The sequence below is a fragment of the Phytohabitans sp. LJ34 genome (genome assembly GCF_052068095.1).
Classification (GTDB): Bacteria; Actinomycetota; Actinomycetes; order Mycobacteriales; family Micromonosporaceae; genus Phytohabitans.
On the sequence record NZ_JBQHDG010000011.1, the window covers coordinates 266,043 to 280,666 of the forward strand.

Sequence of the window (14,624 nt, forward strand, 5' to 3'; positions counted from 1 at the left end):
TCGTGTCCACCGAAGACTAGACAGCGAACCCTTTCAGTGGCCTTTCACGCGTCGGCCGGCGAGATGTTGTGGTTGAGGTGGAAGAGGTTTTCCGGGTCGTACCGGCGCTTGAGCTCGCGCAGGCGGGCGAGCTTCGCGGGGCCGTAGGCGCGGCGCACGCCCTGCGCGCCTTCGTCGGTGAGCGCGTTGACGTAGGCGCCGCTGGCGAAGGGCTCGACGGCGGCGCCGTACCGCCGGGCCGCCGCGATCCGGCGCTCGTCTTCGGTGGGGTCGGTCCACGCGGCGCTCGCCACGAACTCCACGAACACGTCGCGGTGGCTGAAGGCCGTGTCGTCCGAGCCCAGCTCGGCGATCGCGCCGCCGTACGCCTGGAGGCTCGCCGCGGGCAGCAGCGCGACGTCGTCGTCGGCGCCGGCCGGCACACCTCGGCCGACGAAGGCGTCGATCGCGTCGTCGCTCAGCGCCCGCAGGTAGTGACCCTTCCAGTACCTGCGCTGGTAGTGCCCCTCCTGGGTGTCGTCCATGGTCTGGAGGTCGAGGTAGCTCATCGGCCGGACGCGTTCGACGGCCGGCGGTGCGGCCGCGCGCACCGCGGCGAGCTGGTCGCGCCCGTCGTCGGGGTCGCCGATCCAGACCAGCCCGACGCTCACCAGCGAACGGTGGTGCAGCGCCGGCGGAAGGAACGGCCACGCTCCCGCGGTGCCGACCCACGCGGTGAAGGTCGCCTCGCGCGGCGCGTGCGGGATCAGGTCTCGCCACAGCCGCAGCGCGGGCACCGCGTCCTGCGGGTGGTAGTAGAGGTCGAGGACCAGCGCCTCGGTGCCGGTGTGGTGCAGGCGAAACTCGAACTCGGTGACCACGCCGAAGTTGCCCCCGCCGCCGCGCAGCCCCCAGAACAGGTCGGGGTTGACCGACTCGGTGGCGCTCAGCCGCTCACCGTCCGCGGTCACCAGGTCGAACCGGGTCACGTTGTCGCAGGTGAGGCCGTGCATGCGGGCGAGCCAGCCCATGCCGCCGCCGAGGGTCAACCCGCCGACGCCGGTGTGCGAGACGTTGCCCGCCGGGGTGGCCAACCCGTACGGCTGGGTGGCGCGGTCCAGGGCGCCGAGCAGCGCGCCGCCCTGCACCCAGGCCCGCCGCTGGTCGGGATCGACCCGCACCGCGGCCATCGGGGTCAGGTCGAGCATCAGCCCACCGTCCGGCACGGACATGCCCGCGACGCTGTGCCCGCCGCACCGCACGCCGATCTCGAGCCCTTCCGCGTCGGCGAACCGGATGGCCGCGGCGACGGCCGAGGGGTCCGCGCACCGGACGATCATCGCCGGCCGGCGATCCACCATCGAGTTCCACACGGTGCGCGCGTCGTCGTAGCCGCGATCCTCGGGCAGCAGCACGTGACCGTTCACCTCGCGGCGCAGCTGTGCGAGAGCCATCCAGACCACCTCCCGCCGGGTCCACCTTTCGAGGGCCCGAGCCAACCACAGGCCTGCTTCATTCTGCCTTCAGCGCCGCCGCCCCGGTGCCCGCGGCGATCCAGTGAGCAACCGCCACGTCCGTGGTCTACCGCGGGCGTGTCGACGAGGGCTGATGGAAGGTGTGCCTTCCGTAAAGTCAAGGACGCTTGACTATGTGGAAGGGACACTTTACCTTCGTCTCATGGCGAAAGAAGCACAGCAGGCTCAAGTGGCACGCGCGGCTCGCCGCGTCGTCCTCATCGACGGCATTCCGGTGGTCACGCTGGGCTGCGTGGCGCTGGCGCTGGGCAGCAGTCCCGACCAGAGCGCCACTCAGAAGGCGTGGTGGATCGCCGCTACCGGCATGTTCGCGCTTGCCGTGGCCTGGGTCCTGCTGCGCGCGTTCCGACGTGCGGACGAATACCTTCGCAAGGTCCAGCTGGAGAGCATGGCCATCGCGTTCGCGGTCGTCCTCGTGGCGCTGCAAGTGGGCACTGTGCTCGATTCCGCCGGCGTCGTCCAGCTCCATCAGCTCACGCAGCCGATACTCATCGGCGGGCTGGCCATCTGGCAGGTGACCGCAGACCTGCGCACCCGCTTCAACCGATGAAGAACCGCCTACGCGAGCTGCGAGCCGCCCGCCGGTGGAGCCAGGCCGACCTGGCCGACCGGTGCAAGGTCTCCCGGCAGGCCATCAACGCCATCGAGACTGAGCGGTACGACCCCAGCTTACCCCTGGCATTCACCATCGCCGATGTCTTCGGCCAGACCATCGAGGAGATCTTCCTGCCCGACCGGGCGGACCCGACGGACGACACACGGACGTCGCGGTAGCTCACATCTTCAGGATTGGGTTTTCGGAGACAGCGCAGGTGCCGGCGTCACCGCGGGCCAGCGGTCCCTAGCCCCATTCCCGGGGGACCATGGGCTCCTGGGGCTCCTCGCGCGAGCGGTCGGCCTCCTCGGTCTCTACCAGGTCTTCCGGGCGCACCCGGGCGGGCAGGCTGCCGAACCGCACGTGCCGCAGGAAGGCCAGCTCGTCGTCGGTGAAGGGCTCGGCGCGATCGTGGTCTTCACTCATCGCCCCTCCTTTCCTGGAGCTCGATTGTCCTACCCGGCGGCGGAATGGGCCTAGGCTGGAACGGCACGGCCATGTCCTGGATAGTGTGCCCCGGAGGGTCCAGATGCGGATCAGCGACGTACTGCGGATCAAGGGCGGCAGGGTGGTGACGATCCGTCCCGACAGTGACGTGCGGCAGTTGGTGGCACTGCTCGGCGAGCAGCGGATCGGCGCCGTCGTGGTGTCGGTCGACGGCCGGTCGGTCGACGGCATCGTCAGCGAGCGAGACGTCGTCCGGGCGCTGGCCGAGCGGGGTGCCGCGGTGCTGGACCAGCCGGTCACCGCCATCCACACCGCGACGGTACACGTCGTCGTGCCGGACGCGTCCGTCGAGGAGCTGATGCGGCTCATGACCGACCGCCGGATCCGCCATGTGCCGGTCGTCGTCGACGGTGTTCTGAGCGGGATCGTCAGCATCGGCGACGTGGTCAAAAACCGCATCGACGAGTTGGAAAGTGAGCGGGCCGCGCTGACGAGCTACATCTCCGGCAGCACCCGCTGAGCGGGCCGATGTGGGCGCCGTGGTGGGCGCCCACATCGGGTGGTGACTCAGGCGGTCGCGGGGTGGATGACGACGTCGTCGAGCCGCGTGTGTGCGTAGATCCGGACCTTGTCGTCGTGGTCGCCGGCGCTGTCGTGCGTGGGCAGCGAGTTGCGCACGACGCCCTTGGTGCTCTTGGCGTCCACCACGGCGGCGGTGCCTTCGCTGACGCCGACGACGATGCCTCCGGACGCGTTCGTCAGGTCAGCCTGGCCGCGTGTCATCCGGCCGATCCGGATGGGGCAGTTGCCGGCCTTGGCGGTGACGCTGCCCTCGGCGCGGTCGATGTCGAAGCTGCCGCTGGAGCCGCCGAGGTCGACGTCGGACCGGGCGTGGCCGATCCACACCTTTCCGGTCGAGCCCTCGTACCTGACGGTGCCCTCGACCTCCCCGATCCGCACGCCGGCCGCGCCGCCCTCGATCTCGGCGGTCCCGGCGATGTGTCCGATGGCGACCCCGCCGGCGGCGAGGTTGGCGCGCAGCGCGGCGACGTGGTCGAGCTGGACCTGCCCGGAGGCCATGTTCAGCTCGCACTCGCCGAGCCGGCCGTCGGCGTGTACGTCCGTCCACGCCGTGTGCAGGACCAGGCGGGAACCGGCCGGCAGTTCGACCGTGATGGCGACCGAGCCGTCCTTGTCGCCGGACTTGGTGGTCTTGACCGACAGTTCGCCGGCGGTGAACTCGACCTTGGTGCGCTCGGCCACCTTCACGTCCGACTTGTTCGCGCTGTCGATGGGCTCGACCAGCACGACGGTGTCCAGCCGGTCGCTCGCCGCGATCCGCACCTCGGCGCCCGCGGTGGTCAAGGTGGCCGTGATCGGTTCCGGCGTGGCGAAGGTAGGCATCGCGAATCTCCCTTTGTGGTGTGCGTGTTCGTCGATGGGGCTACGGTCGCCAACCGTCCTGACACCGGACCGTCACGGCGCTGACGTGGCGCCCGCTCGGGGCCTGTCAGGGGCGTGACAGGGCGGTGTCAGCCCGGCGCATGACAGTTGCCGGCATGACAGAGCTAGCGATCACGGCCTCCGGGCTACGGAAGGCCTACAAAGACAAAGTCGTGCTCGACGGCATCGACCTGAACGTGCGTGCGGGGACGATCTTCTCCCTGCTCGGTCCGAACGGCGCCGGCAAGACCACGACCGTGAACGTGCTGACCACATTGTTGAAGGCCGATGGCGGGACGGTCCGGGTCGCCGGCCACGACGTCGCGACCGAGGCGAAGGCGGTGCGGGCCGCGATCGGGGTCACCGGTCAGTTCGCGGCGGTGGACGAGCTGCTGACCGGGCAGGAAAACCTCCAGCTGATGGTCGACCTGAACGGGATCGCCACGAACGACGGCAAGCGGATCGTCGCGGAGCTGCTGGAGCGGTTCGAGCTGACCGAGTCGGCGCGCAAGTCCGCGTCGACCTACTCCGGGGGTATGCGCCGCAAGCTCGACCTGGCGATGACGCTCGTCGGCAACCCGCGGATCATCTTCCTGGACGAGCCGACCACGGGTCTGGACCCGCGCAGCCGCCGCACGATGTGGTCGATCATCCGTGACCTGGTCGCCGACGGCGCGACCATCTTCCTGACCACGCAGTACCTCGAAGAAGCCGACCAGCTCGCCGACCAGGTCGCGGTGCTCGACCAGGGCCGCCTGGTCGCCGAGGGCACGCCGGACGAGCTCAAGCGGCGGATCCCCGGCACCCACGTCCGGCTCCAGTTCACCACCGTCGCGGAGCTCGACACGGCCGCGCGGATCATCCCCGAGGGCACGCGCGACGACGAGGCACTGACCCTGCGGGTGCCAAGCGACGGCGGGACGAAGTCGGTGCGGGCCCTGCTGGACCGCCTCGGCGAGTACGCGCTGGACGCCGAAGGCTTCACCCTGCACACGCCCGACCTCGACGACGTCTTCCTCGCCCTGACGGGCCACACCACGGAGGTAACCGCGAAATGAAATCCCCCTCGATCGTGATGCTGCGCCGCAACTTCAAGCACATCGCCCGGAACCCGACCACGGTGTTCAACGCGGTCCTGATGCCGGTCGTGGTCATGTTGATGTTCGTGTACGTGTTCGGTGACGCGTTCAGCGTCGGTGTCGACTACGTCGACTACGCCACGCCCGGCCTGCTCCTGCTGGCCGTCTGCTACGGGCTGGGCTCCGTGGCGGTGTCGGTGAACTCCGACGCGACCAAGGGCATCATCAACCGGTTCAAGGTGATGGACGTGCCGCGCAGCGCGGTGCTCACCGGGCACGTGATCGCCAGCGTGCTGACCAACCTGCTCGCCGTCGCGGCGATCATCGGTGTCGCCTTCGCGCTGGGCTTCAGCCCGTCGGCGAGCCTGATGGAGTGGCTCGGCGTGATCGGCCTGGTGGTGCTGCTCAGTTTCGCGGCCGGCTGGCTCACGATCGCCATGGGTCTGGCGGCGAAGTCACCGGAGACCGCGGGTCTGGCCTCGCTGCCGCTGGTCATGCTCCCGTTCTTCAGCAGCGCGATCTCACCCACCGACAAGATGGGGCCGGGTGTCCGCGAGTTCGCGGAGTACCAGCCCTTCACGCCGATCATCGAGAGCCTGCGCGGGCTGCTCAACGGCGCGCCGGCCGCCGGTGACGTGATCCCCGCGCTCGCCTGGTGCGTCGGGATCGGGATCGTCGGCTACCTGTGGGCGTCCGCCACGTTCAAGAAGCGAGCGTGACCGCGACAAGCTCGGCCCAACTCGCCCCCGCACCCTCCCGCGCCGCCTCGGTGAACCCCACATCACCGAGGCGGCGCCGCGCGGCCTGCTCGATCCGGCCCACATCCGGCTGGGAACGATCCGGCAGGCCGCGCACGCCCGCGCTCGCCGCGAGCAGCCGGGCGGCCTGCTCGTACTGTTTGCGGCGCAGCGCCAGGTCCGCGATCCCGACGAGTGCCCGGGCGATCGCGAGCGGGTGCCCCGAATCGGACGCCGCCTGGATGGCCGCCGCGCGGTGTGCGCGGGCCGTGTCGAGGTCCTCGGCGAGGTAGCCGAGCAGGTCTTCCGCCATCGCGCGGATGTTGGGCCGCTGGGCGGCGTTGCCCAGCATGGCCGTCGCGGCGTCGAGCTGCCGGTGCGCCTGCTCGGCGTCGCCGCGCCAGCGGGCCAGCTCCGCCTTCGACAGGGCCAGCTCGGTCAAGGCCTCCGGCCACGCGACACGTTCGGCGTACCGCTGCGCCTCCGCCATCGCGGTCGCGCTCGACTCCTCGTCGCCGGACAGCCAGTACAGCTGGGCCTGTCGCGAGCGCATCCGCACGACGTCCTCGATGGCACCGACCTCGGTGACGACCGCGATCGCCTGCTCGTAGTGGTCGCACGCGCCGGCGAACTCGCCGCGCACGGCGATGAGGTCCGCCAGCTCGGTCAGCGCGAACGAGATCCCCCATCGCTCGCCGAGAGCGCGGAACTCGTCGAGCGCCGTCTCCAGGTACTCGCCGGCATCCGGCTCGCCGCGGCCGAGCTGGATCCGCATCTTGCCGAGCTGGAGGCGGGCGAGGGCGCGTACCCAAGGGTCGTCGTCGGTGAGCAGCGGCTCCCACGCGGACTCGAACGCGTCCGGGGTTCGCAGCATGCCTTCCAGCGCGGCCACCAGCGACACCGCCGGGTGGCGGCGCTGGACACGCTGGTTGATCCGGTACACCTCCTGGATCCACTCCGCCGCCTGGCGCTCGTCACTGGCCCGCCCGGCGGTCAGGAACCCGGTGACGTACGCGTACACCACGGCCCGGGTCTCGTCGGGCACCTCGCCGGGCAGGGCGGCGGCCGCCATGAACAGCTCGTTGCCCTCCACCTTGTGCCCGCCGAGCCACCAGTACCAGCCGGCGCCGGCGGCGAGCCGCATCGCCCCCTCCGCCTCGCCGGCGGAGAGCGCACCGCGCATCGCGGCGGCGATGTTGTCGTGTTCGCTCTCGAGGGCGGCGAGCCACTCCAGCTGCTCCGCGCGGCGCAGGTGCGGCTCCGCGGTTTCGGCGAACTCGGTGAAATAGGCGAGATGCGCGCGGCGCGCCACGTCGGTTTCGCCCGCCTCCGCGAGCCGCTGGACGGCGTACTCCTTGATGGTGCCGAGCATCCGGTAGCGCGGCGCACCCGCGCCGTCGGCGACCACCAGCGACTTTTCGGTCAGCGCGGTCAGCAGTTCCAGAACTTCCCACGCCTCGACCGGGTCGCCGGCGCAGACCCGCTCGGCCGCCTCCAGGCTCGCGCCACCGGAGAACACCGAGAGCCTGCGCAGGACCGTCCGTTCGGCGTCGGTGAGCAGCTCCCAGCTCCAGTCGACCACCGCGCGCAGCGTCCGGTGCCGGGGCAGCGCGGTGCGGCTGCCGCCGGTCAGCAGGCGGAACCGGTCGTCGAGCCGGTTGGCGAGCTGGTCGAGGGACATGGTGCGCAACCGGGCGGCGGCGAGCTCGATCGCCAGCGGCATCCCGTCCAGCGCGCGGCAGACGCGCGCGATGGTCTCCAACGTGTGCGCGTCGGTGGCGAGGTCGTTGCGTACCGCGCCGGCCCGGTCCCGCAGCAGCCGGACCGCCGGAGAGGACTCGATCTTGCCGGGGTCGGCGCCTTCCGCGGGCAGGACCAGCGGCGCGACCGGCCACAGGGCCTCGCCGGTGATGCCGAGCGGCTCCCTGCTCGTGGCGAGGATGCGCAGCCGCTGGCACTCGCCGAGTACCCGATGGGCGAACGCCGCCGCGGAGTCGATCACGTGCTCGCAGTTGTCCAGGATCAGCAACATCGTCCGCTCGCGGAGCGCGGCGATGACCCGGTCGGTCGGCTCCGCGTCGGGCGCCTCGCCGAGCAGCGCGTCCCGCAGGCTGAGCGCGGCGAGCGTCGCCTGTGCCACGTCGCCGTCGGCGCCGATGGCCGCCAGCTCCACCAGCCAGGCACCGTCCGGCAGGTCGTCGAGCAGCGTGCGCGCGGTTTCGGTGGCCAGTCTTGTCTTTCCCGTGCCGCCCGGCCCGACCAGCGTGGTGAGCCGATGTTTGGCGACGAGGTCGCGGACCGCGGCGACGTCGGCCTCCTTGCCGACGTAGCTGGTCAACTCGGCGCGCAGGTTGGTCTTCCGGGTCACCTCCCGCCGTCCCAGCTCGCCGCGCAGCAGCGCGACGTGCAACGCGGACAGCTCCGGTGACGGGTCGATGCCCAGCTCGTCGGCCAGGGTCTCCCTCGTGCGCTGGTACACGAGCACCGCGTCGGTGTCGCGGCCGGTCGCGACGAGGGCGCGCATCAACGCGGCGACCAGCCGTTCCCGTACCGGATGCGCGGCCACCAGGTCGGTCAGCTCGGTGACCAGCTCCGCGCCGTGGCCGAGGCTGATCTCCGCGTCGTACCGGTCTTCCATGGCGGTGAGGCGCAGGCCTTCGAGCCGGGTGACCGCCGCGTCGAACGCCGCACTCTCCTGCATGCCGACGTCCTGCATGGCCGCGCCGCGCCACAGACCGAGTGCCTCGCGCAGCCGGGGCAGTCGCCGCGGATCCTGGTCGTCGCGGGCCTGGGCGACCAGGCGTTCGAACCGCACGGCGTCGACGGCGTCGGGTGCCACGGTCAGCCGGTAGCCGTCGGTGTGCCCCTCGACCGAACCTTCCGGCAACGCCTTGCGCAGCCGGGAAACCAAGCGCTGCAAGGCGTTCGCCGCGTCGGTGGGTGGCTGCTCACCCCAGATCCAGTCGACGAGCGTCGCCTTCGGGACCACCCGACCTGGTTCGAGTGCGAGGGCGACCAACAGCCCGCGCAGCCGGGCGCCCGGCACGTCGGCTGAGGCGCCGTCGTCCGTACGAACCTCGAACGGCCCAAGTATCCCGATCTGCACGGGCTGATTTTGTCACGGGTGATCCGCGGGCCTGAGATCGCTGACCGTGACGTCGCGGGCGCCATCGTTACGTCCTGGTTACGACGCGACCTTGACAGCGCACCACGTCGACCGCAAGATTAACAACCAAGCGCTTGCTAGGTTAGTCAGAATATTACTGAACGCAACGAACCATACTAAAAACCCCAAACGACCGATGCTGTGAGGCAAAGGGGTAGGACGTGGCTGTATCAAGAGCAACGACGGCATCCCGGGCGGCCCGCCTGGTCGGTGTCCTGGCCGTCTCCGCCTTGGTCGCCGCCGGGTGCGGCGGCGGGGACGGCGAGACCGAAGCACCCGACAACGGCACCGCGACCGGCGCGCCCATCATCATCGGGATGGACGAGGACAGCACCGGCCCTGGTGCCTCGTACAGCACGATCGCGGGCAAGACCATCCGGCTCGCGGTCCAGGACATCAACGACAAGGGCGGCGTCATGGGCCGGCCGATCCAGCTCGTGGTGGAAAACGACGAGAGCGACCCCACCAAGGTCCCGGCCACGCTCCAGAAGCTGAGCAGCAAGGGCGCCAAGGCGCTGTTCCTCCAGAGCGGCAGCGCGGCGATCATCCAAGCCAAGTCGACGCTCACCCAGCTCGGCCTGCCGGCGATCGCGCCGACCGGCGTCACCTCCACGCTGGTCGACCCGCCCAACAACGAGCTGATCTACATGCTGGCCAACACGACCGCGGACTGGGCGAAGGTCTACTGCGGCGCGTTCCAGGCCAAAGGCATCGCCAAGATCGGCATCCTCGCCGACGACACCACGACGATCGCCGCGCTCAACAAGGCGCTGCTCGGCGCGATGTCCTGCGTGCAGGTCGGTGCCACCGAGAAGGGCGCGGCCAACGCCTCCGACCTGTCCGCACAGGTCGCCCGGCTCAAGAACGCCAACGTCGACGCGATCCTGGTGACCAGCGTGGGCGGCGCCTTCGAGGTGCTGGCGCAGAACACGCTCGCCGCTCAGCTCAAGGACAAGCCGCGGTTCTCGCTGGCCTCGATCGGCAACCAGCCGTCGTCGTGGAAGCTGGCCAACGCCGGCGCGCTCGAGGGCCTGATCTTCATGGGCTCGATCAACCAGGAGAACCCGCGCACCAAGGCGCTCACCGACCTGCTCAAGCAGAAGAACGGCGACGACTACGAGATCACCGCGTACGACGCGCAGGCGTGGGACTCGGTGCAGCTGCTCAAGCTCGCCATCGAGAAGGCCGGTGGACCGGACGACCCGGCCAAGCTCAACCAGGCGATCCAGGGCATCAGCGGATACCAGGCGGCGTTCGGCCAGGCGAGCTTCACGCTCTCGTTCTCGGCCACCAAGCACCTGGGCGCCGACGGGCTGTGCGGGCTGTCCCTGATCGAATTCGGCGCGGACAACAAGCCCAAGGGGCCGTGGGCCGCCTACCAGCCGCCCTGCGCCCCGGCCTGACTGCCGGCTCCGGGGCGGGCCACAACCGCCCCGGAGCCGCCGAGGAGTCGTGATGACGGAACTACAGCTCTGGCTCTCCGCGCTGGAGATGGGCTGCTTCTTCGGGATGCTCGCGCTGGCGTACTACCTCGTGCTGGTAGGCGCCGGCTTCTTCAACTTCGCGATCGGGCCGTACGCGATGATGGGTGGGCTGTGCACCTCCTGGCTCGTCATCGAGTACGACATGGGGGTCTGGCCGGCGGCGGCGATCGCGGTGGGCGCCACCGTCGTGCTGGCCGCGCTGACCGAGCTCGTGGTGGTCCGCCCGGTGCAGCGGCGCAGCGGTGGCGGTGAGCTGCCCGCGCTGGTCGCCGTCGCCGCCGTGCTGTTCGCGATCCAGCAGTTCGCCGGGTACCTGTTCGGCCACCCGACGCTGCCCGGGCAGAGCCTGGCCACCTTCGACCCGGTGACGGTCGGCCCGGCCACGCTCCAGCCCAGCGCGCTGCTGCTGATGGTGGCGACGGTGGTGGCGTTTGTCGCGACCGCGCTGTGGATCCGGTACACCCGGACCGGCCGGCTGCTGCGCGCGGTGGGTGACAGCACGCACGCCGCACGGCTGCTCGGCCTGCCGGTCAACCGCATCCGGCTGGTCGCGTTCCTGCTCGCCGGGGTACTGGCGGCGGTGACCGGGCTGCTGTTCGCGCCGAAGGCGGGCGTGAACTCGCTGTCCGGGCTGAGCTGGTCGGTCTCCGGCTTCCTCGCGGTGGTCGTCGGCGGCACCGGCTCGGTGTGGGCGCCGCTCGTCGGCGGGCTGCTGCTCGGCGCCGTCGAGGTGTTCGTCCCGTACTACTTCGGCGGACACTCCCATGTGTACGGTCTGCTGCTGGTCGCGTTGCTGTTCTTCGCTTTGCGGCCGCAGGGCTTGTTCGTACGGACGGTACGAGCATGACCTTTCGTTTACGCACCCCCGGTCTCGGCGGTCTCGCCATCGGCGCGGTACTGTCCGCGCTGGTGCTGGTCTGGGTCGGCTCCGACGGGTACCGCCAGACCCTCGTCACCGCGGCCGCCACCTACGCCCTCGTCGCGCTGGGCATGTACGTGCCGTACCTGATGGCCGGCTCCCTGTCGATGGCGTACGGCGCCTACGCGGGCATCGGTGGGTACGCGGTCGGCCTGCTCTCCACCAAGACGGATCTGCCGCTCGTCCTGGCCTGGCTGCTCGGCCCCGCGGCGGCGGCTCTTGTCGCGGTGCTGCTCGGCCTGGTCACCCGCCGGCTGTCCGGCTTCTTCCTGGCCGCGGTGACGCTGCTGTTCGGGATGGCGTTCACCGCGTTCCTGGTCGACGCGGAGAGCGTCTCCGGCGGCTCGGGTGGGCTGGGCAACCTGCGCGAGCTGGACATCCTCGGCTGGACGCCCTCGCACTACCAGGTCGTGGTCGGCTCGGTCGTGGTGGTGTGCGCGATCGCGTTCCTGCTCGACCGGGCCCGGCTGTCCGCATGGGGCGTCATCGTGCGGACCATGCGGGACGCGCCCCGCGCGGTGGAGGCGTCCGGAGTGCGGGTGCCGGTGATGAACCTCGTGGCGCTGGCCCTCGGCGCGGCGATCGCGGCGGTCGGCGGCGGCCTGTTCACGTATGCGGCGGGCAGCGTCACACCGGACACGTTCACACTGAACATCGTGTTCCTGGCGATCTTCATGCCGCTGATCGGCGGGGGCGGGACGCCGTGGGGCGCGGTCGCGGGCGCGGCGATCGCGGTGGAGCTGACGCTCAACTTCCCGGCCATCGAGACCAGCGGCACGCTGGTGCTGGCGCTCGGCGTCCTGGTCATCCTGCTCGTCGCGCCGCGCGGCGTCATCGGGTACGCGGACCAGCTGCGCCGCCGCGGGTTCGCACTGGCCCGGAGGGGGCGTGATGGCTGAGGACTCGCTGCTGCGGGGGCGCGGCCTGACCAAGCGGTACGGCGGCGTCACCGCGCTGGACGACGTGTCCTTCCACGTCGACGCCGGGGAGATCCTCGGCCTCGTCGGTCCGAACGGCGCGGGCAAGACCACACTGGTGGACCTGATCTCCGGCGCGCAGGCGGCGACCGCGGGCGAGCTGGTGCTGCGCGGCGCCCGGCTCTCCGGACCGGCGTCCCGGCGCGCCCGCGCCGGCCTCGGCCGGACGTTCCAGTACCCGCAGCTGGCGCTGGAGCTGTCGGTCCGGGAGAACCTGCTGCTCGGCCGGGCCGCCCGCCGCCACGCCACCGTGTGGCGGATGGCCGCCGGCGCGGTACTCGGCGCGCTGCGCCCGGATCCGCCGGCCGACCGGGCGGCGGTCGAGGCGCTCGCCGCCGAGCTGGGCATCGAGGGCCTGGACCGGCTGGCCGGCGACCTGACCCTCGGCGAGCAGCGGCTCGTCGAGGTCGGCCGGGCGCTCGGCCAGGACCCGGTCGTGATGCTGCTGGACGAGCCGTTCGCCGGGTCGGACGCGCAGGGCGTGCTCGGCATCGCCGAGGTGATCCGCACCGTGCAGCGGCGCGGTCACGCGGTGATCCTGGTCGACCACAACGTCGACCTGGTGGCCGGACTCGTCGACCGCATCATGCTGCTCGACCGCGGCCGCGTGGTGTTCGACGGCGACCCGGGCGAATGCCTGTCCAGCCCGGAGATGCAGACCGTCTACTTCGGATCGGTGCCGGACGCGGACGAGCTGGGTGAGGAGACAGGCCAGATCGGGGAGGAGGTGCAGGATGTCCGGTCGTGAGCTGAGGGTGGAAGGGCTGACCGTCCGCTATGGACACGCCAGCGCCCTCGCCGGCGTATCGCTCACGGTGCCCGCCGGCAAGGTGACCGCGCTCGTCGGCCCGAACGGTGCCGGCAAGAGCAGCCTGCTGGTGGCCGCCTACGGCTCGGTGCCGTCGACCGGCCGGATCCTGCTGGACGGGCAGGACGTGAGCCGGCTGCGCCCGGCCGCACGGGCCCGCGCCGGCATGGCGATCGTGCCGCAGGGCCGGCAGCTCTTCCCGCGGCTGAACGTCGTGGACAACCTCCAGGTGATGGCCGAACTGCTGCGGCTGCCCCGGTCGGCGGTGGACGAAGCGCTCGACCGGTTCCCGATCCTGCGTACCCGCCGGCGCAGCCTGGTCGGTGTGCTCTCCGGCGGCGAGCAGCAGATGCTGGTGGTGTCCCGGGCGCTCATGGGCTCGCCGCGGGTGCTGCTGCTCGACGAGATGACGACCGGCCTCGCGCCGCTGATCGTGCAGGAGCTGGCCCGTACCGTCGCCGCGCTCGCCAAGCAGGGCGTGGCCGTGCTGATCGCCGAGCCCGCGCTGGGCGCCACACGATCCATAGTGGACCGCGGCTACGTACTGGTGCGCGGTGAGGTGGTCGCGGAGCGGGAGGACGGCGGCCGGGCCCTGGAGGACGCCTACCGCGCGGCGATGGGCGCGGAGCGGCGCGCCGTCGGTCAGGCGGTGTAGCCGCCGTCCACGGCCAGGTGCTGGCCGGTGACGAAGCGGGCCCGGTCGCTGGCCAGGAAGCAGACCGCCTCGGCCACGTCCCGGGCGGTGCCAAACGTGCGCAGCGGGATGTTCGCGCGGGCCACGTCGAGGGCCCGCTCGTCCAGGTCGCCGGAGGCGATCAGCCGCTGCGCCATGCCGTCGGTCAGCATGCCCGGACCGACGCAGTTGGCCCGCACGCCGTACCGGCCCTCCTCCACGGCCACGCCCCGCACCAGGGCCTCCACCGCGCCCTTCGGCGCCGCGGAGAGGCCGTCCCGTACCGGGAACCGGCGGGTGGCGGCCGTGGTGACCGCGACAAGACTGCCCTTCGACCGGCGCAGGTGCGGCAGCGCGGCGTGCAGCAGGTGGAAGAAGCCGAGCACGTCCTGCTCCAGCTGGTCGCGGAACTGGTCCGGCCCGACGCGGCTGAGGTGCAGCATGGGTACGTGGGGACCGGCGGCGTAGATCACCGTATGCAGGCCGCCGAGCGCCTCGCCGGCCCGCGCGAGCAGCGCGCCGCAGGCGGCCGCGTCGGTCAGGTCCAGCTGGTACGCCGCGCCGCCCACCTCTTCGGCGAGGCGCCGCGCGGCGGTCTCGTTGCCGCGGTAGGTGAGCGCGACGGCGCTGCCCCGGGCGGCGAGCAGCCGGCTCACCTCCGCGCCGATGCCACCGGTGCCGCCGACCACGAGGGCCCCGCCGGCCCGGTGGGAAAAGTCGTCCGTGGCGGCCCCGCCGGGCCGGCCGGAAAAGTCGTCACTCACCCGGCTAGGCTACCAAGC

15 protein-coding genes are annotated in these 14,624 nt (G+C 71.4%); 10 read left to right on the forward strand and 5 right to left on the reverse strand.

The annotated features are described in order from the left end of the window. Window positions 1-44: 44 nt before the first annotated feature. Window positions 45-1,433: an FAD-binding oxidoreductase gene (locus ACTMTJ_RS21355; RefSeq protein ID WP_441219209.1), complete on the reverse strand. Its 1,389-nt coding sequence runs from the start codon at window positions 1,431-1,433 to the stop codon at window positions 45-47. Window positions 1,434-1,656: 223 nt separating this feature from the next. On the opposite strand from ACTMTJ_RS21355, the gene ACTMTJ_RS21360 reads away from it, so the two are divergent. Next, entirely contained in the window at window positions 1,657-2,064 is a 408-nt protein-coding gene (locus tag ACTMTJ_RS21360) for a hypothetical protein (protein ID WP_441219211.1), read from the forward strand. Continuing rightward, a complete protein-coding gene (locus ACTMTJ_RS21365) occupies window positions 2,061-2,288 on the forward strand; it encodes a helix-turn-helix transcriptional regulator (protein ID WP_441219212.1) in 228 nt (75 codons plus the stop codon). The genes ACTMTJ_RS21360 and ACTMTJ_RS21365 overlap by 4 nt, the downstream gene beginning before the upstream one ends. Window positions 2,289-2,355: 67 nt before the next feature. Here the strand turns inward: ACTMTJ_RS21365 and ACTMTJ_RS21370 are convergent, their stop codons facing one another. Beyond that, complete coding sequence (locus tag ACTMTJ_RS21370) at window positions 2,356-2,535, reverse strand: hypothetical protein (RefSeq protein WP_441219214.1); 180 nt, start codon at window positions 2,533-2,535, stop codon at window positions 2,356-2,358. Window positions 2,536-2,638: 103 nt separating this feature from the next. Between ACTMTJ_RS21370 and ACTMTJ_RS21375 the strand changes: the two genes are divergently transcribed. Then, the gene (locus ACTMTJ_RS21375; protein WP_441219216.1) at window positions 2,639-3,076 is read left to right on the forward strand and encodes a CBS domain-containing protein; all 438 of its coding nucleotides are present in this window, start codon (window positions 2,639-2,641) and stop codon (window positions 3,074-3,076) included. Window positions 3,077-3,123: 47 nt separating this feature from the next. On the opposite strand, the gene ACTMTJ_RS21380 is transcribed toward ACTMTJ_RS21375, so the two are convergent. Further along, window positions 3,124-3,960, reverse strand: coding sequence for a DUF4097 family beta strand repeat-containing protein (locus tag ACTMTJ_RS21380; RefSeq protein WP_441219218.1), 837 nt, complete (start codon window positions 3,958-3,960; stop codon window positions 3,124-3,126). 155 nt (window positions 3,961-4,115) lie between these two features. Here ACTMTJ_RS21380 and ACTMTJ_RS21385 point away from each other — a divergent pair, with 155 nt between their 5' ends. After that, a complete protein-coding gene (locus ACTMTJ_RS21385; protein WP_441219220.1) occupies window positions 4,116-5,057 on the forward strand; it encodes an ATP-binding cassette domain-containing protein in 942 nt (313 codons plus the stop codon). Then, window positions 5,054-5,797, forward strand: coding sequence for an ABC transporter permease (locus ACTMTJ_RS21390; RefSeq protein WP_441219222.1), 744 nt, complete (start codon window positions 5,054-5,056; stop codon window positions 5,795-5,797). Before ACTMTJ_RS21385 ends, ACTMTJ_RS21390 begins: the two co-directional genes overlap by 4 nt. Here ACTMTJ_RS21390 and ACTMTJ_RS21395 read toward each other — a convergent pair. After that, window positions 5,781-8,921 carry a BTAD domain-containing putative transcriptional regulator gene (locus ACTMTJ_RS21395; RefSeq protein WP_441219223.1) on the reverse strand — a complete coding sequence of 1,047 codons (3,141 nt, stop codon included), beginning with the start codon at window positions 8,919-8,921 and terminating at the stop codon, window positions 5,781-5,783. The two genes, ACTMTJ_RS21390 and ACTMTJ_RS21395, sit on opposite strands and share 17 nt — an antisense overlap. 221 nt (window positions 8,922-9,142) lie before the next feature. Here ACTMTJ_RS21395 and ACTMTJ_RS21400 point away from each other — a divergent pair, with 221 nt between their 5' ends. From ACTMTJ_RS21400 to ACTMTJ_RS21420, 5 genes are read left to right on the forward strand one after another with little or no spacing between them, the layout of a single operon-like run. Beyond that, window positions 9,143-10,384 (forward strand): ABC transporter substrate-binding protein, encoded by a 1,242-nt coding sequence (locus ACTMTJ_RS21400; protein WP_441219225.1) that lies wholly within the window; start codon window positions 9,143-9,145, stop codon window positions 10,382-10,384. A gap of 52 nt (window positions 10,385-10,436) precedes the next feature. After that, window positions 10,437-11,312 (forward strand): branched-chain amino acid ABC transporter permease, encoded by an 876-nt coding sequence (locus tag ACTMTJ_RS21405; protein WP_441219227.1) that lies wholly within the window; start codon window positions 10,437-10,439, stop codon window positions 11,310-11,312. Then, the gene (locus ACTMTJ_RS21410; RefSeq protein WP_441219229.1) at window positions 11,309-12,283 is read left to right on the forward strand and encodes an ABC transporter permease subunit; all 975 of its coding nucleotides are present in this window, start codon (window positions 11,309-11,311) and stop codon (window positions 12,281-12,283) included. The genes ACTMTJ_RS21405 and ACTMTJ_RS21410 overlap by 4 nt, the downstream gene beginning before the upstream one ends. After that, complete coding sequence (locus ACTMTJ_RS21415; protein WP_441219231.1) at window positions 12,276-13,109, forward strand: ABC transporter ATP-binding protein; 834 nt, start codon at window positions 12,276-12,278, stop codon at window positions 13,107-13,109. Before ACTMTJ_RS21410 ends, ACTMTJ_RS21415 begins: the two co-directional genes overlap by 8 nt. Then, window positions 13,096-13,824 carry an ABC transporter ATP-binding protein gene (locus ACTMTJ_RS21420; protein ID WP_441219233.1) on the forward strand — a complete coding sequence of 243 codons (729 nt, stop codon included), beginning with the start codon at window positions 13,096-13,098 and terminating at the stop codon, window positions 13,822-13,824. Before ACTMTJ_RS21415 ends, ACTMTJ_RS21420 begins: the two co-directional genes overlap by 14 nt. On the opposite strand, the gene ACTMTJ_RS21425 is transcribed toward ACTMTJ_RS21420, so the two are convergent. Then, on the reverse strand, window positions 13,812-14,606 hold the full coding sequence (locus ACTMTJ_RS21425; protein WP_441219235.1) for an SDR family NAD(P)-dependent oxidoreductase: 795 nt from the start codon (window positions 14,604-14,606) through the stop codon (window positions 13,812-13,814). The genes ACTMTJ_RS21420 and ACTMTJ_RS21425 overlap by 13 nt on opposite strands. Window positions 14,607-14,624: the final 18 nt, after the last annotated feature.